This is a genomic window from Desulfarculaceae bacterium (assembly GCA_020444545.1).
Taxonomy (GTDB): domain Bacteria; phylum Desulfobacterota; class Desulfarculia; order Desulfarculales; family Desulfarculaceae; genus Desulfoferula.
On the sequence record JAHLKT010000003.1, the window covers coordinates 154,140 to 170,661 of the forward strand.

14 protein-coding genes are annotated in these 16,522 nt (G+C 67.7%); 4 read left to right on the forward strand and 10 right to left on the reverse strand.

What is annotated here, in order from left to right; genetic code table 11:
- Positions 1–121: 121 nt before the first annotated feature.
- From KQH53_09130 to pspC, 3 genes are read left to right on the forward strand one after another with little or no spacing between them, the layout of a single operon-like run.
- Positions 122–805, forward strand: a complete 684-nt coding sequence (locus KQH53_09130; protein ID MCB2226827.1) for a PspA/IM30 family protein — start codon at positions 122–124, stop codon at positions 803–805.
- 25 nt (positions 806–830) lie between these two features.
- Positions 831–1,073 (forward strand): envelope stress response membrane protein PspB, encoded by a 243-nt coding sequence (locus tag KQH53_09135; protein ID MCB2226828.1) that lies wholly within the window; start codon positions 831–833, stop codon positions 1,071–1,073.
- Positions 1,070–1,453, forward strand: coding sequence for an envelope stress response membrane protein PspC (gene pspC, locus KQH53_09140; protein ID MCB2226829.1), 384 nt, complete (start codon positions 1,070–1,072; stop codon positions 1,451–1,453). The genes KQH53_09135 and pspC overlap by 4 nt, the downstream gene beginning before the upstream one ends.
- Here pspC and KQH53_09145 read toward each other — a convergent pair.
- From KQH53_09145 to KQH53_09185, 9 genes are all read right to left on the reverse strand, one after another.
- Positions 1,450–4,980 carry a PAS domain S-box protein gene (locus KQH53_09145; GenBank protein ID MCB2226830.1) on the reverse strand — a complete coding sequence of 1,177 codons (3,531 nt, stop codon included), beginning with the start codon at positions 4,978–4,980 and terminating at the stop codon, positions 1,450–1,452. The genes pspC and KQH53_09145 overlap by 4 nt on opposite strands.
- A gap of 185 nt (positions 4,981–5,165) precedes the next feature.
- A complete protein-coding gene (locus KQH53_09150; GenBank protein MCB2226831.1) occupies positions 5,166–5,732 on the reverse strand; it encodes a 2-oxoacid:acceptor oxidoreductase family protein in 567 nt (188 codons plus the stop codon).
- Positions 5,729–7,813 (reverse strand): 4Fe-4S binding protein, encoded by a 2,085-nt coding sequence (locus tag KQH53_09155; GenBank protein MCB2226832.1) that lies wholly within the window; start codon positions 7,811–7,813, stop codon positions 5,729–5,731. Before KQH53_09155 ends, KQH53_09150 begins: the two co-directional genes overlap by 4 nt.
- 127 nt (positions 7,814–7,940) lie before the next feature.
- Positions 7,941–9,128 (reverse strand): ABC transporter substrate-binding protein, encoded by a 1,188-nt coding sequence (locus tag KQH53_09160; protein MCB2226833.1) that lies wholly within the window; start codon positions 9,126–9,128, stop codon positions 7,941–7,943.
- Between the two features lie 49 nt (positions 9,129–9,177).
- Positions 9,178–10,455 carry a phenylacetate--CoA ligase gene (locus KQH53_09165; GenBank protein ID MCB2226834.1) on the reverse strand — a complete coding sequence of 426 codons (1,278 nt, stop codon included), beginning with the start codon at positions 10,453–10,455 and terminating at the stop codon, positions 9,178–9,180.
- 18 nt (positions 10,456–10,473) lie between these two features.
- Positions 10,474–11,223, reverse strand: a complete 750-nt coding sequence (locus tag KQH53_09170; GenBank protein ID MCB2226835.1) for an ABC transporter ATP-binding protein — start codon at positions 11,221–11,223, stop codon at positions 10,474–10,476.
- Complete coding sequence (locus tag KQH53_09175) at positions 11,216–11,998, reverse strand: ABC transporter ATP-binding protein (protein MCB2226836.1); 783 nt, start codon at positions 11,996–11,998, stop codon at positions 11,216–11,218. Before KQH53_09175 ends, KQH53_09170 begins: the two co-directional genes overlap by 8 nt.
- Positions 11,999–12,955: a branched-chain amino acid ABC transporter permease gene (locus KQH53_09180; GenBank protein ID MCB2226837.1), complete on the reverse strand. Its 957-nt coding sequence runs from the start codon at positions 12,953–12,955 to the stop codon at positions 11,999–12,001.
- Positions 12,952–13,836 carry a branched-chain amino acid ABC transporter permease gene (locus KQH53_09185; protein MCB2226838.1) on the reverse strand — a complete coding sequence of 295 codons (885 nt, stop codon included), beginning with the start codon at positions 13,834–13,836 and terminating at the stop codon, positions 12,952–12,954. The genes KQH53_09180 and KQH53_09185 overlap by 4 nt, the downstream gene beginning before the upstream one ends.
- Positions 13,837–14,051: 215 nt before the next feature.
- Between KQH53_09185 and KQH53_09190 the strand changes: the two genes are divergently transcribed.
- A complete protein-coding gene (locus KQH53_09190; protein ID MCB2226839.1) occupies positions 14,052–14,627 on the forward strand; it encodes an HdeD family acid-resistance protein in 576 nt (191 codons plus the stop codon).
- Here the strand turns inward: KQH53_09190 and KQH53_09195 are convergent.
- Positions 14,624–16,378: a chloride channel protein gene (locus KQH53_09195; GenBank protein MCB2226840.1), complete on the reverse strand. Its 1,755-nt coding sequence runs from the start codon at positions 16,376–16,378 to the stop codon at positions 14,624–14,626. The genes KQH53_09190 and KQH53_09195 overlap by 4 nt on opposite strands.
- Positions 16,379–16,522 lie beyond the last annotated feature (144 nt).

Consider the following 16,522-nt stretch of genomic DNA (forward strand, 5'->3'; position numbering starts at 1 on the left):
AAAAGCTTAACATGCTGCAATTACATGCTTATCTCCTTTAAACGCGACTTGGCCCGGGCCTTGCTTTATAGGGCGGCCAGAAAGCCAAGCGGCAGCGCCGCCCCAGTAAACGGAGGAAATCATGGGAGTGTTCAACCGGCTGCGTGATATCATTAGCTCCAACATCAACGCCATGCTCGACCGGGCGGAAGACCCGGAAAAGCTCATCCGCCTGATGATCGTGGAGATGGAAGACACCTTGGCCGAGGTCAAGGCCGCCTGCGCCGGGGCCATGGCCACCCGCGCCAAGGCCCAGCGCGAGCTGGACGCCATCCATCACCGGGTGGGCGATTGGCAGGCCAAGGCGGAGCTGGCCCTGGACAAGGGCCGCGAGGATCTGGCCCGCGAGGCCCTGGCCGCCAAGCGCGACTTCGCCGCCCGCGAGATTGAGCTGGAGCATGAGCTGGCCGCTCATCAGAGCGTGGTGGAGCAGTACCACGCCGACATCACCCAGCTGGAGCAGAAGCTGGCCGGAGTGCGCGAGAAGCAGCGCTCCCTGGCCCAGCGCCACAAGCTGGCCCGCCACGCCAAGCAGGCCCGGGGCAGCGCGGCCAAGGCCGACTCCAGCGAGGTGATCATGCGCTTCGAGGCCTTCGAGAACCGGGTGGAGCGCCTGGAGGCCGAGGCCGAGCTGGCCGGCATGCCCCGCCGCCACGGCCTGGAAGAGCAGTTCGACCGCCTGGTGGGCGACGAGGAGATCGAGGCCGAACTCAACGCCCTCAAGGCGGCCAAGACCGCCCCGGGCCAGAGCCAAGGCCAGGACTAGCCTTCCGGCGCCCTAAGGAGATGCCGTGCCCGCCGTACTCGCCGCCATATTCGCCTTTGTCCTGCTGGTTCTGGGCATCCTGGGAGGAGTGTTTGTGGCCATCGTGCGCCTGATCAAAGGCCCCAAGGGCAAAGAAACCGCCCGGGCCGACCAAGACGAAGCCCGCCTGATCCAGGAGCTGCACCAGGGCCTCACCCGCATGGAAAGCCGCATCGACGCCTTGGAGACGATCCTGGCCGAGCGGCAAGGAAAGGAGCCCCGCTCATGAGGCTGTTTGAAAATCTGGGCCGTCGCGGCCTCTACCGTTCCCGCCACGGGGCGTTGTTGGGGGTGTGCCGGGGCCTGTCCGAATACTTCGACTTCTCGGTCACCTGGGTTCGCATCATCACCGTGGTAGCCTTCATCTTCACCGGCTTGTGGCCGGTGGGCGTGCTCTACCTCATCCTGGCCCTGGTCATGAAGCCCGCGCCCGCCCTGCCGCCGCAATACGAGGACGAGACCGAGGAGCACCACTCCTACGCGGACAGCAAGAAGGCCGCCCTGGGCCGCATGAAGCAGACCTACGACAACCTGGAGCGCCGTATGCGCCACCTGGAGGACGTGGTCACTTCCCGCGATTTCGATTGGGATCGTAAGGTCCGGAACTAATCCCCGGCCGGGGCCCCCTCCGCGGGCTCCTGGTCAATGACCTGGCGCACGGTGCGCAGCAGGTCGTCGAGGCGGTAAGGCTTGGTGATAAAATACCGGGCCCCCGCCTCGAGCATTTCCCCCCGCTTTTCGCTGCCCGCGTAGCCGGTGGCCACCACCACCCGGGCCCCGGGGTCCACTTCCAGAATCCGGCGCAGGCAGCGGTCCCCGCCCATGCCCGGCATACCCAGGTCCAGGATCACCAGGTCCACCTGCTCGGGGTTGTCGCAGAACATCTCCAGGGCGCCCTCCCCGCTGTCGGCGGTCAGCACGCCGTAGCCGTACTGCTTGAGCACGTCGCGCACCACCTCCAGGATGGCCTCCTCGTCGTCCACCAGGAGCACGGTCTCGCGGCCGCCGGTCACCGGAAGGTCGCAATCCTGTTCCTGCTCGGTCGCCGTCACCTCCCCGGTCCCGGCGGGAATGTAGATGAAAAACTCGCTCCCCTGGCCCAGGGCGCTTACGCAGTTGATGTAGCCGCCGTGGCTCTCCACGATGCCGTACACCGTGAACAGCCCCAGGCCGGTGCCGCTGCCCAGGCCCTTGGTGGTGTAGAAGGGCTCGAAGACGTGGCGCACCGTCTCCTTGTCCATGCCCAGGCCCTCGTCCTTGATGCGCAGCAGCACGTGCTCGCCCGGCTCCAGCCCCGGGTGGGTGCGGCAGAACTCCTCGTCCAGCTCGGTGTTTTCGGTGCTTATCAACAGGCGTCCGCCCTGGGGCATGGCGTCGCGGGCGTTGGTGGCCAGGTTCATCAAGACCTGTTCCAGCTGGGTGGCGTCGCCCATGATCACGCGGGCCTCGCTGGCCAGGCGGGTCTCGATGTTGATCATCTTGGGGATGGTGCGCTCCAGAATCCTCACCGCCTGGGCCACCTCGTGGTTCAAATCCACCGGCTTAAGCTCGGCCTCGCCCTTGCGCCCGAAGGTCAGGAGGCGCCGGACCAGCTCGGCTGCCCGCCCCACCGCGGCCTCCATCTCGCCCAGATACTTCTTGGTGGAGGCCTCTCCCGAGGGGGCGCAGCCCAAAAGCTCCACGTAGCCCCCGATGCCTTGCAGGATATTATTGAAGTCGTGGGCGATGCCGCTGGCCAGGTTGCCCACCGCCTCCATCTTCTGGGCCTGGATCAGGCGCTCCTGCAACTCCTTGAGCTCGCGCTCGGCCTTTACGCGCTGGGTGATCTCGCGGCCCGAGCCGCTGACGTAGGGCACCCCGTCCTTGGCCACCAGGAGGTTGCGGTACTCCACATAGTGCTTGCTGCCGTCGCGCCCGGCCAACAGGGACACGCCCTCGGCCTGGCCCTCGCGGCGCAGGGTGGGCAGATACTCCTCCATGAAGGCCCGCCGGTGCTCCGGGCGCATGAACTCGCCCAGGGTGCGGCCCAGGAGTTCCTCGCGGGAATAGCCCAGGGTGCGCACCACCGCCTGGTTCACCGAGAGCAGCCGCCCCTGGTCGTCGTGGGTGTAGATCAGGTCGCTGATGCTGTCGAACAAATGGCGGAAGCGCTCCTCGGACTCTTGCAGGGCGGCCTGGGCCTTCTTGCGCTCGGCATTGGTCAGCGCCTGGGCCACCTGGTCGGCCATGCCCCCCACGAAGGAGATCTCGTCCTCGCGCCAGGCATGGGGCCCGCCGGTGCGCTCCAGGCACACCATTCCCATCACCCGGCCCCTGAGGCGCACCGCCGAGGCCAGCATGGCCGCGATGTCGTTGGGCTCCAGGTAACTGAAACGAAGCTCGGCGGTGCGGGCGTCCAGGTATACGTCCTGGGCGTCCACCGCCCGCTCGGCCTCCAGGGAGGAGCAGAACACCTGGTGCAGGTCCGCGCTGAGCTCCTCGCCCCAGGCGTGGCGCTGGGCCTGGGCGTCGTAGACGTCGCTGGCCACCAGGCGGTCGCGGCTCTGGTTGAACAGCCAGAGCCCGGCCCGCTCCACCCCCAAAGCCTCGGCGCAGAGCTCGGTTATGCGGCGGGCGGCCTCGGCGAAGTCGCCCTCCACCAGCGAGGGCATTCCCGCCGCCTGCACGATGGCCGCCTGCTGGCGCTCCACCCGGGCCAGGCGGGCGGCCCGCTCCTCCTCCACCAGCTTGCGCTCGGTTATGTCGCGGAAAAACACCTGCAAGGCCGGGCGGCCTTCCCAGTCCACCACCCGCGAGGCCAGCTCCATCCACTTGAGCTGGCCCTGCTTGGTGTAGATGCGGCAGGGCAGGATGTGGGCGTGGGTCTGCCCGGAGATACGTCCCTGGTAGCGGTCGGTGAGGTTGGCCACGTCGTCGGGGTGGAAAAAGGCCTCCGGCCCCTTGCCCACCACCTCGGCGGGCTCCCAGCCCAGGACGCCGGTGAGGGCCATGTTGGCGAAGACCAGTTTGCCGTCCTGCACCACGGTGATCAGCTCGGTGGCCTGCTCCACCAGGTTGCGGTAGCGCGCCTCGGAGTGTTGCAGCTTGTCCTGCATGGACTTCAGGCGGCTCAGGTCGCTGGCCACCAACAGCACCCCCCGGCTGGCGTCGTCGCGCTCCAGGGGTGAGCTGGATACCAACAGAGGCACCTGCTCGCCGCCCTCGGTGCGCACCGTGACCTCCTCGCCCTGCACCTGCCCCCCGGCCAGCTCGTCCAGAAAGCGCTTGGCCGCGCGGGGCCGGGCCAGGAAGGGGCGGAACAGCTCGGCGCTGCGCCGGCCCATGATGGCCTCGGCGCCGCCGAAGCCCAGCAGGCGGGCCATCACCGGGTTGGCCCAGGAGATGCGGCCGTGCTGCAAATGGGCCAGGCCCACGGGCACCGCCTGCACCGTGGTGCGGTACAGGGTGCGGGGGCTTACCACCCGGCCGTAGCGCCGGGCCGCCCAGAACAGCGCCGCCGCGGTAGGCATCACCGCCAGGTTGGCCAGGGAGGCGAAGTCCGGGCCCACGGCGGCCATGAGCCACTGGGCCAGGCCTTGCAGGGTCATGGTCACGAAACCGCCGATGACCAGCAGCCGCTTTTCGGCCCGGGTGTCCGGGTCGGCCTCGGCGCGCATGTCGCGCCACAGGCGCAGGAGCATCAGCAGCAGGAAAACGAAGCTGTAGGCCAAAAAGCCCTGGAACCATGGGTTGAAATGCGAGGGCCCCAGAGGCACCCCGTAGAGGCGGGGGCTGATCAGGTCCGGCTCAAGCAGGCCTAGCAAATAGAACCCCAGGGGCACCCCGAAGATCCACAGGCGGTCGAGCCAGCGGACCGGGCGCACCAGGGCCAGGATGCCCTCGCCCACGAAGGCGGTGGGCAACAGGAACAGGAAGGCGAACCAGCGGTATATCTCGAAGGCCACCCGGGGGGGATAGATGCGGGCGGCGTGGGAGATCAGAACGTCGAAGAAGGCCCACGCGATGATGCACACCAGCCAGCGTAGGAAGGCGTTGGTCTTGGGATTACCAGGGGTGTGCCTGCCCAGATACAGGATCAGGGCCAGGCAATACCCGATGGTGAAGGCCAAGTTGGCCAGATAATAGGTCTCGTGCATCTATGAATCCGCGAAGGCCGGTTATACCGGACCCCCGGGAGAGGCTGGCTCCCGCGCTGGGAACGGACCAAATTTGCCAAAGCTCGCCAAGGGGCAGGCCGAGTTTCCGCCAGCATCTTAGCAGGCGCGGGCCTCGCGGTAAAGCCGCTTAAATAGTGGCCTAAGAGGGGGATTTCCCGCCGGGCTCAGGCCTGGCGGGCCGTCCCGGCCCCCAGGGCCAAGAGCTCGCGGTTGGCCTTGGCCCGGGCCTCGGGCTGCCCCTGGGTGATGGCCTTTTCCACCTCGTCCGAACCCACCGGCAAGGCCCCGGCCGCGGCCGCCGCGCCCAGGAGCACCACGTTGGCCCCCTTGGCCGCGCCCACGCTCCGGGCCAGCTCCGAGGCGGGCGCGCAGACCACCCGCGCCCCGAAGGAGGCCAGGGCCTTTTTGCCCTCGGCCGAAAGGAAGCCCAGGTCCGGGGCGTTGACCACCAGCCAACCGCCGGCGGCCAGGTAGGCCAGGTTGCGCACCGCCTCGCCGGGATCCAGGGCCAAGACCAGCTCGGCCGAGCCCAGGCTCACCAGGGGCCCGCTGAAATCGCCGGCCTTGAGGTGGCTGACCACCGCGCCGCCGCGCTGGGCCATGCCGTGCACCTCGCTGATGAGGATGCCTTCAACCTTGGGCTCCAGGGCCGTGGCCAGGGCGCGGGTAACGAAGAGCACCCCCTGGCCGCCCACGCCGGCCACCACCGCCTGCCAGCTCAGCCCGCTCATGAGAGCACCTCCATGGGCGCGATGGCCCCTTGGGCGCAGACCTCGGCGCAGAGCCCGCAGTCCACGCACCAGTCGCGGTCGATGGATATGTAGCCCTCGGCGTCCCTGGCCAGGGCGGGGCAGGCGAACCAGGTGGAGCACAGGCCGCAGGCCACGCAGGCCTTGGCCGGCTCCAGCACCATGGTGCCGGTGGGGCACACCTCGGCGCAGAGGCGGCAGCCGGTGCACTTGGCCTTGTCCACCTTGATGCGCGCCTTGCCGGTGCGCTTGAGCGCCCCGGCCGGACAGACGGCCACGCAGCGGCCGCAGTCGGCGCAGGGGTTCTCCTTGGGCTTGAAGGCGGTCTTGACCGGCTTGGCCGTGCCCAGAACTTCCACCCTGCAAGGCTGGGAAACCGCCTCGGCCGGGCGATGGGCCGCGCAGGCGTGGCGCGCGATGATCACCGCCACCGAGCCCTCGGGCTTCTGGGTCCAGCGCCAGGCCTTCTTGAGGATCTTTTGCAGATTCCCCATGTCATAGGGGTCTAGCTCGGTGAGCCATTTGACCCCGCAGCCTTCCACCAGCTTCTTCAGCTCCACCGCGTGGCCGGGGTGGCCGTCGGCGGTGAGGCCGTTCTCCGGGGTGGGCTGCATCCCGGTCATGGAGGTGGTCTCGTTGTCCAGGATCACCAACACGAAGCGGGCCCCGTTGTACACCGCGTTGACCAGGCCGGTGATGCCCGAGTGGTAGAAGGTGCTGTCGCCGATGGTGGCCACCACCGGGGTTTCGTCGCCGGACTCGCCCAGGGTGCGGCTCAGGGCGTGGGCAAAGGTCACCGCCGCGCCCATGTCGTGGCAGGTGTCCACCGCGCCCTGGTTCATGCCCAGGGTGTAGCAGCCGATGTCGCTGGGGTAGACCCCGCTGGGCAGGCCCTTACGCAGGGAAAAGAACACCGCGCGGTGGGAGCAGCCGGGGCAGAGATTGGGCCGCCGCATGGGCGGCTGGTCGGGCACCGAAAGCACCTTGCCCTTGGGGCGGGGGGTCTTGAGGCGCGCCTCGCCCACGGCCCGCTCCAACACGCCGCCCAGCACCTCGGGGGTCAGCTCGCCCGCGCTGGGCACATGCCCCGAGGCCCGGCCCCAGAGCCGCTCGCGCTGGGGCGAGAGAAGCTCCAGCACCGGCTCGGTCTCTTCCAACACCAACACCCGCTGGCAAGAGGCCAACAGCTCCTCCACCGGCCCGGTGGGCAGGGGATAGGGCACCGAGGCTTGCAAGAAGGGGATGCGCCCTTCCTCCACCGGCAGGCCCAGCTCGGCCAGGAGGTCGCGGGCCAGGGCGGCGGCCACGCCCGAGGCCAGGATGCCCAGGCGGGCCCGGGGCCGGGGCGCGGCGTGCCAGGTGTTCAGGGTCTTACTGGCGCTCACCTCGGCCTGAATCTTGGTCAGCTTGGCGTTGAGCGCCTGGTGCAGGGCCAGGCGCATCTTGGGGATGGCCGCCCAGCGGAAGGGGTCCTTGGTGAACACCGCCTTGCGCCCCAGCTCCCGGGGCGCGCGCAGCTCAAGGTTCTGGCGGCCGTGGCACACACGGAGAGTGGGCCGGAGCATCACCGGAATCTGGTAGCGCTCGCTGAGCTCATAGGCCGGGGCCACCAGATCGCGGGCCATGGCCGGGCTGTCCGGGTCGAACACCGGCAGCTTGGCGAAATGGGCCAAGAGGCGGCTGTCCTGCTCGGTCTGGGAGGAATGGGGCCCCGGGTCGTCGGCGCTCACGATGATCATGCCGCCGATCACCCCGATGTAGGCCGCGCTCATCACCGGGTCCAGGGCCACGTTGAGCCCCACCATCTTCATGGCCACGGCAGAGCGCAGGCCGGTGTAGGCGGCGGAAAGGGCCACCTCCATGGCCACCTTCTCGTTGACCGACCACTCCACGTAGGGCGGCTTTTTCATCTCCGTGCCGTAGTGCACCACGGCGGGGAGCACCTCGCTGGAGGGAGTGCCGGGGTAGGCGGTCATCACCCCTATCCCGTTTTCCACCAGGCCCCGTCCCAAGGCCTGGTTGCCCATGAGTATCTCTTTTCTGGCCCTCGCTTTGGCGCTCAACGTCTTTTCCTCGGCTGGGTTGTCATTGAAAACAGCCCATAAAATATCCCGGCACGAGGCCGGGCGCAAGTAAAGCGGCCGCCCGGCCGAGGGCGCATTGGCCCCCGGCCGGACGGGATTGACTAGGTTAGTCGGCGATGACGAACTTGCCGTCCTTGACCAGGAGCATGACCATGGAGTCCTCGCCCAGGCCGTTATGGTCCTTGGGGCTCAGGTTATAAACACCCGAGACGCCCACGTAGTTCTTGGTGTTCTCCAAAGCGGCGCGCACCTTGTCCGGGTCGGTGCCCGCCTTCTGCATGGCGTTGGCCAACAGGTACACCGCGTCCCAGGCGTAGCCGCTGTGGGTGTTGATGGGGTACTTCTTGTCATAGCCGCGCTTCTTGTAGAGCTCCACGAACTCGGCGATGACCTTCTTCTGGGGGTCGGAGTCGGGCAGGGCCTCGAAGACCATCAGCTTGGTGGCGGGCATCAGGTCGCCCTCGGAGGCCTTGCCGGCCAGGCTGATATAGCGCGGGCCGGGCAGGCCGTGGCACTGCACCAGCGGGGCCTTGATGCCCAGCGCGTTGTGGTTCTTGGAGATGATGGCCCCGGCCGGGCCGATGGTCCAGCAGATGATGGCCTGGGGGTTCTTGGCGGCCAGCTTGGTGAGCTGGCTCTTCATGTCCACGTCCTTGGGGTTGAACTGCTCGGCCCCCACCACGGTGATGCCGTACTTGGGCGCCAGGCGGTTGATCCAGCGCGCGCCGTCGCGGCCGAAGCCGTCGCTGGCGCTGATCAGAGCCACCTTGGTCAGGTTGTGCTTCTTCAGGTAGCCCAGCACCTTCTTCACCGCGATGGAGGAGCGCTGGGGAGCCTTGAACACATACTTGGCGGTGCCGAAGTTCATCTTGCCGTGCTTGCCCTCCATGATCACCGGGTCGCCGCCCACGGTCATCACGGTGGGAATCTTGGCCGCCTCCACCTGCTTTTTCACGGCCATGCCCGTGCCGGTGCGGGTGGGGCCGATCACCGCCTTCACCTTGTCCAGGTTCACGAACTTCTTGAAGGCCATCACCGCCTTGGTGGGCTGGCCCTCGGTGTCGGCCAACACCAGCTCGATGGGCCGCCCCTGGATGCCGCCCTTGGCGTTGATCTGGTCCACCACCATCAGGGCCACCAGCTTGGTGGGGGTGCCGATGGAGGCGGCGGGGCCGCTCTCGGCGAAGAAGGCCCCGATCTTGATGGGCTCTTTCTTGTCGGCCGCCGCGCCGGGGGCGGCCAGGGCCAGCAGGCCGCACAGGGCCAATACCAGCGCCATGCTCAAACGTCTCATCTCTCGTCCTCCCTTGCGGCCCCGCTCCCTAGCATGGCGGGGCCAAAATTTATTCCTCTTCGCGGCGGTCGAATATGCGCCGCGACTTGCGCTCGCTGCGCGGCAAAGACGCGTAGTCCACAATCTCCACCGCGGTGCTGACCATGATCTGCTGCTTCACCCGGCGGGCCACCTGCGAGGCCAGGCCCTCGTCATCGCCGCCGCCGCCCTCGGGGGCGCGCTCCACCCGGATCTCCATGTAGTCGCGGCCGTCGTCGCCCCGGGTGAGGATCACCTGATACTCCGAGCCCAGGCCGGGCACCCCGCTGAGCACGTGGTCGATCTGGCCGGGGTAGATGTTCACCGCCCGGAAGATGATCATGTCGTCGCTGCGCCCCAGGATGCGGTCGTGGCGCGGCAGGGGGTTGCCGCAGGCGCAGGGCTCGGGCAGCAGGCGGCAGAGGTCGCGCGTGCGGTAGCGGATCAGCGGGGCGGCCTCCTTGCGCAGGGTGGTCACCACCATCTCGCCCACCTCGCCCGGGCCGACCGGCTGCATGGTGCCCGGGTCGATGATCTCCAGAATATAGTAGTCAGCCCAGTAGTGGATGCCGTCATGGGCGCTGCACTCGATGCCCGTGCCCGGCCCGTATAGCTCGGTGAGACCGGGGATGTCGAACAGCTCCGCCCCCAGGGCCTGGCCGATGCGTTGGCGCATGGCCTGGCTGGTGCGCTCGGAGCCGTAGATCACCTTGTTCACCTTCACCTGGTCCTGGATGCCCCGGCGTTTCACCTCCTCGGCGATGAGCAGGGCCATGGAGGAGGTGCAGCAAAGCACCGAGGTCTGGAAGTCCACCAGGAACTGGCACTGCATCTCCAGGTTGCCCGGCCCCATGGGCAGGGCCAGGGCGCCGAAGCGCTCGCAGCCCGCCTGGAAGCCCACGCCGGCGGTCCAGATGCCGTAGCCCACCATGATCTGCACCCGGTCGGACCGGCTGAGGCCCGCCATCTCGTAGCAGCGGGCGAACATGGTGGCCCAGTCGTCGATGTCCTTGGCGGTGTAGGAGAGCACCTTGCGCTTGCCGGTGGTGCCGCTGGAGGCATGCACCCGGACCACGTCTTCCACGGGCACCGAGAGCAGGGGCAAGGGGTAGCCGTCCTTCAGGTCGTCGGCCGTGGTGAAGGGCAGCTTGCTCAGGTCGTCAAGGCTCTTTATGCTGCCGGGCTCCACGCCCGCCTCTTGCAGGCGGCCGCGATAAAAGTCGCAGCCCTGGTAGGCGTGGTCCACGGTCCATTGCAGGCCCCGGAGCTGGTGCTCGGCCAGGGCTTGTTCATCCTTATATGAAGGCATGAAGCTCATGCGGGCTCCTTAGTCATGTTTAGGCGCGGCCAGGCCCTGGGCCCGGCGGGGGCCCAGGAAGGCCTCGCGCAGCATCTCGTCGGCCAGAATCTCCTGGGGCGTGCCGCTCTGGCGGATGCGCCCGCCGGTGATGATGTAGCCCCGCGCGCTCACCGAAAGCGCGCCCAGGGCGTTCTGCTCCACCAGGAGCACCGAGCAGCCTTGGGCGGGCAGGCCGCGCACCACGGCCAGGATCTCGGCCGCCACCTGGGGGGCCAGGCCCAGGCTGGGCTCGTCCAAAAGCAACAGTCGGGGCCGGGCCATGAGCCCCCGGGCCATGGCCAGCATTTGTTGCTCCCCGCCGCTCAGGGTGCCGGCCGCCTGGTCCAGGCGGTCGGCCAATATCGGGAACATGCTCAGCGCCTGGTCCAAATCCCGGGCCACCTCTTTGGCCTGCCCGCGCCGCAGGCGCACGTAGGAGCCCAACTCCAGGTTCTCGCGCACGCTCAGGGGGCCGAAGAGCTGGCGCCCTTCGGGCACCTGCACCACCCCGGCGGCCACCACCGCCGAGGGCGAGGCCCCGCTGATCTGGCGGCCGTCCAGGGTCACCCGGCCGGAGCTGGGCCGTAGCAAACCGGAGATGATGCCCAGAAGGGTGCTCTTGCCCGCGCCGTTCATGCCCAGCAGGCTCACCACCTCGCCCGCGCCCACCTGAAAGCTCACCTCGCTGAGCACCGGCTGGCGGCCGAAGGCAAAGGATATGGACTCGACCCTAAGCAAGCAGCCCGAACTCCTCTCCCCCGCCCAGATAGGTGCGGATCACCTCGGGGTCTTGCTGTATCTCCTCGGGCGGACCCTGGGCGATGAGCTTGCCGCCGCTGAGCACCGCCACCTGATCGGAGATGCGCATGACCAGGGACATGTCGTGCTCCACCAGGACCACGCCGATGCCCTGCTCCTTGATCTTCACGATAAGCTCGCCCAGGGCCTCGGTCTCGGCCGGGTTCAGGCCGGCCACCGGCTCGTCTAAAAGCATCATTTTGGGCCGCGCGGCCAGGGCCCGGGCCAGCTCCAGGCGTTTCTGGTCGCCATAGGCCAGCTCCTCGGCGGGCTGGTCGGCCAGGGCCTCCAGGCCGAAGAAGGCGAGCATCTCGTCGGCTCGCGCCTTGATCTTGGCCTCTTCCCGGCGCAGGTAGGGCAGGCGCAGCATGGCCGCCGCGAAGCCGCCTCGGCTGGTCGCGTGCAGGCCCACCATCACGTTTTCCCGCACGTTCATCAGGCCGAAGACCTGCAAGTTCTGAAAGGTGCGGGTCAGGCCGCGCCTCGCCAGCTTGTGCCCGGCCATGCCCAACACGCCGCGCCCCTCGAAGCTCACCGTGCCGGTGTCCGGGTTGACCACCCCGCTCACGCAGTTGATGGCCGTGGTCTTGCCCGCCCCGTTGGGGCCGATGAGCGCGGTGACGCTCCCGGCGGGCGCGGCCAGGCTGAAGTCTTCCAAAGCCTGCAAGCCGCCGAAGCGGATGGACAGGCCCTTTATGTCCAGGAGAGCGCCCATCTAAAAGGCCCTCCCCCCGGGGCGCACCCGCTTGCCCTCCAGCCAACCCACCACGCCCTGGGGCAGGAAGATCAGGAGCACCAAGAGGATGCCGCCGAAGATGATGTCCTTGTACTCCTCCACCACGGCCAAAAGCTGGGGCAGCGGGGTGATGAGCCCGGCGCCGAACAGGCCGCCCCACAGGCTGCCCATGCCCCCGATGATGCACATGGTGACCAGCTCGACGGACTTGAAGATGTCGAAGGTCTTGGGGGTGATGATGCCGTAGTAGTGGGCGTAGAGGCTGCCGGCCACCGAGGCGTACACCGCGCTGACCACGAAGACCTTGACCTTGTAGGCCTCGATGGGCACGCCGGAGGCCGCCGCGGCCAGGGGCGATTCGTGCAAAGCCTTGAGCCCCCGCCCCACCCGGGAGTGCACCAGGTTGCGGGCCAGGCCCAGCCCCACCAGCACCGCGCCCCACACCAGCCAATAAAAGGACTGGTCCGTGACGATGGCGTGGCCGAAGAAGCTCAGCGAGGGAATGCCGCTGTACCCGCTGGGCCCGCCGGTGATGTCGTCCAGCTGCACCATGAGCACGCTGACGATGAGGTTGAAGCCCAGGGTGGCCATGACCAGATAGTTGCCCTTGAGGCGCAGGGTGGGCACCCCGATGATGGTGGCCACCACCGCCACCACCGCCGCCGCAAAGACCAGGGTCAGCCAGGGCTCCCAGCCATAGGAGCCGGTGAGGATGCCCGAGATGTAGGCCCCCAGGCCGAAGAAGGCGGCGTGGCCCAGGCTGATGTGCCCCGCGTAGCCGATGAGCAAATTCAGGCCGATGACCACCAGCACGTTGAGGGCCACCACGTTGAGCACGTTGAGGTAATAGGGGTTGGTCACCGCCAGGGGCAGCAGGGCCAACAAGAGGGCCAGCCCGCCCAGCCCGGCGTAAAAGCGTTTGCCCGAGCGGCTCATACCCGCTCCCCGCTTTTGACGCCCATGAGCCCGCCGGGGCGCAGGAACAAGACCAGGAGCAGCACCACAAAGGCCACCGCGTCCTTGTACACGCTGGAGATGAGCCCGGCGCTGAGGCTTTCGATGAGCCCCAGTACCAGCCCGCCCAGGATGGCCCCCACGAAGCTGCCGTAGCCGCCCAGCACCGCGGCAGCAAAGCCCTTGAGCCCCATAATCACGCCCACTTCATAAGAAAGGCTGGTGATTGGGGTGATGAGCACCCCGGCCAGGGCGCCCAGGCCGCCGGCCAGGCCGAAGGAGTACATGGTCATGCGGTTGGCGTCGATGCCCATGAGCGCGGCGGCCGAGGGGTTGATGGAGGTGGCCCGCATGGCCTTGCCGGTGAGGGTGCGGTTGAAGAACCACAGCAGGGCCACGATCGCTGCCAGGGTCATGCCTAAGACCCACAGGTTCTGCGGGGTCAGGGTGGCGCCCAACACGCGCAACGGCACCTCGGGGCTCAGCGGAGGCAGGGCCAGAGCGTCCTTGCCCCACAAGTGCTTGAAGATGCCGCGCATCAGAATGGACGCGGCGATGGTGATGAAGATGAGCACCATCACCTGGCGGCTCTTGGCCGGGCGGATAGCCAGGCGCTCCATCATGGCTCCCACCAGGGCCACCGAGACCACCGCGCAGGGGAAGGCCAGGATCATGGGCAGGCCCACCCCGGTGAGGAAGGTGTAGGTCATCAGGCCGCCCAGGGAGAGGAAGTCGCCCTGGGCGAAGTTGACGATGCGGGTGGCGTTGTAGATCAGGCAAAAGCCCAGGGCCACCAGGGCGTACACCGCCCCGGTGGTCAGCCCGCTGACCACGTACTGCGCTATCTGGTCGCCGAAGCTCAAACCCGTCCAACCTCGCCTGAAAAAAGTCCGCCCGGCCCAGAGGGGAACCGGGGTTTCTGCATACAGTATACGACCCTCAGGGTATACCTAGCCAAGCCCGCCTTGTCAATGAATGCCTAGGCGTTAGGCATTGCTTGACATGGGGGCATATACCTTTTCATGATGGGGCAAAGCCTACGGCCGCTAAGCGCCGGGGCGTAAGGAGGTTGTAGAGAATGAGCGACAGTGCTAGCCAGACCGGCGGCATTCTGCCCCGGAGCATTGAAGAGATCAAGCAGCACCGCGGCGGCCTCATGGCCACGGGCATCATCTCCCTTATCCTGGGCAGCCTGGCCATCCTGGCTCCCCTGGCCGCCACCATGGCGGTCACCTTGCTCATCGGGGCGGTGATCCTGCTGCAGGGCGTGATCCAGCTCATCCACTCCTTCCGGTCCAAGGGCTGGAGCGCCTTTGCCTGGAACCTGCTGGTGGGCATCGTCTATGTCATCGCCGGCGGGCTCATCCTGGCCCGGCCGCTCCTGGGCGCGGTCACCATAACCCTGGTGCTGGCCATCTTCTTCCTGGTGGAGGGCGTGGTCAAGCTGGGCCTGGCCTTCAAGGTGAAGCCGGCCCCCAACTGGAAGTGGATTCTGTTCAGCGGAATCATGGGCGTGGTGCTGGGCCTGATCATCCTCTCGGGCTGGCCCGGCGACACCCTGTGGGTGCTGGGCCTGTTCCTGGGCATAGACCTCATCTTCGGCGGCTGGGCCATGATCATGCTGGCCGCGGGGGCCAAACAGGCGCAGGCCTAAGCTTCTTCGCCGCCATCCAGCGAGCTCTTGCGCTGGGTGGTGGTGTAGACGCTGATGATGTCGCGGTGGCTGAGGATGCCCACCAGCCGCCGGTCGTCCGGCCCGGCCACCACCGGCAGGGTGGCGTAGTCCTTCGCCGAAATCTTGCGTAGCGCCGCGTCCAGGGTGTCCAAGGGGGTCACGGTCTGCACCTCGCGGGTGGCCAGCTCGGCCACCACCACCAGGTCCCACAGGTCCTTGTCCACGTGGTGCGCCGCGTAGTCGGCGTGGCTAATGATCCCCACCAGCTCGCCCCGGTCATTGACCACCGGGAAAGAGGCGTACTTGGAGAGCATGACCTTGCGGTGGAACTGGCCCAGGGTCATGTTCTGGGGCACGCTGTCCACCGAGGGCCGCATGGCCCGGTCCACGCTCAGCGAGCGCAACAGGTTCATGTCCTTGCCCGCGTGGATATCCACCCCCCGCCGGATCAGCTTGAGGGTGTAGATGGATTCGGGGTTGATGTGCTGGGCCACCAGGGTGGCCACGGTGCAGCCGATCATCAGGGGCAGGATTATCTGGTAGCCCCCGGTCATCTCGAACAGAATCAAGAAGGCGGTGATGGGCCCGTGGGTGGCTCCGGCCACCACCGCGGCCATGCCCACGATGGCATAGGCCCCGGCCCCGGCGGTGTGCCCCGGGGCCAGCTCATGGGCCAGGCCCCCGAAGGCCCCGCCCAGCATGGCCCCGATCACCAGCGAGGGCGCGAAGATGCCCCCGGACATGCCCCCGGCGATGGTCAGGCTGGTGGCGAAAATCTTGACCACCATGACCATGAGCATGAGCCACCAGACCATCTGGTGGTTAAGGGCCAGCTCGATGCCCTCGTAGCCCACCCCCAGCACCCAGGGGAAGCCCAGGCCCATGATCCCCAGGCCCAGGCCCGCCAAGGGCGTCTTGGCCCATTCCGGTATGCGGATGGCGTCCACCCAGTCCTCGACCTTGTACAGGGTGGCCGTAAAGCCCGCGCCCACCGCGCCGGCGGCCAGGCCCAGGCCGGCGTATAGGGCCAGCTCCCAGGCCGAAACCAGATGATAGGCCGGCACCATGAAGGCCGGGAAGTCGCCCAGGTAATAGCGGCTGACCGCCGTGGCCATCACCGCCGAGAGCACGATGGGGCTGAAGGTGGCCACCGCGAAGTCGCCCAGCACGATCTCCATGGCGAACATCATGCCCGCCACCGGGGCGTTGAAGGTGGCCGCGATGCCCGCCGCCGCGCCGCAGCCCACCAGGATGCGCATGCGCCCGGCGCTCACCTTGAACACCTGACCCACCCCGCTGCCGATGGCCGAGCCGATCTGCACGATGGGCCCCTCCCGGCCCACCGAGCCGCCCACCGCAATGGAAAGGGCCGAGGCCAGGGACTTGACCAGCACCACCCGCATGCGGATGAAGCCGCCCTTGAGGCTAACCGCCTCCATCACCTCGGGCACCCCGTGGCCCTTGGCCTCGCGGGCCACGAAGTAGATGAGCGGCCCCACCACCAGCCCGCCCGCCACGGGCACGGCCAGCAGATACCACCAAGGCAGCCCGGCCACCACGCTCAATAGGTTGGCGTCGCTGCCGTAGGAGAGGGTGCGCAGGAAAGATATGAGATAGCGGAAGCCTACCGCGCCATAGCCCCCCAGAATCCCCACGGCCACGCCCAGGACCATGAGGGTGCCCTGCTCGGTGGTCCATAAGCTGCGGGTTAACTTTTTTAGGGGGGTCATTCAATGGCCCGGCTGAAGGTATGATTTCGCCGCTCCCGGCTCCCCACCATAGCAAATTACCGGGCGGTTCAGTCAAGCGGCCTGGGGCCGGGGGCGGGCTTCACCCAAGCTTAACATGGGAGAGTCAAAAAAATGCTTGTAGGT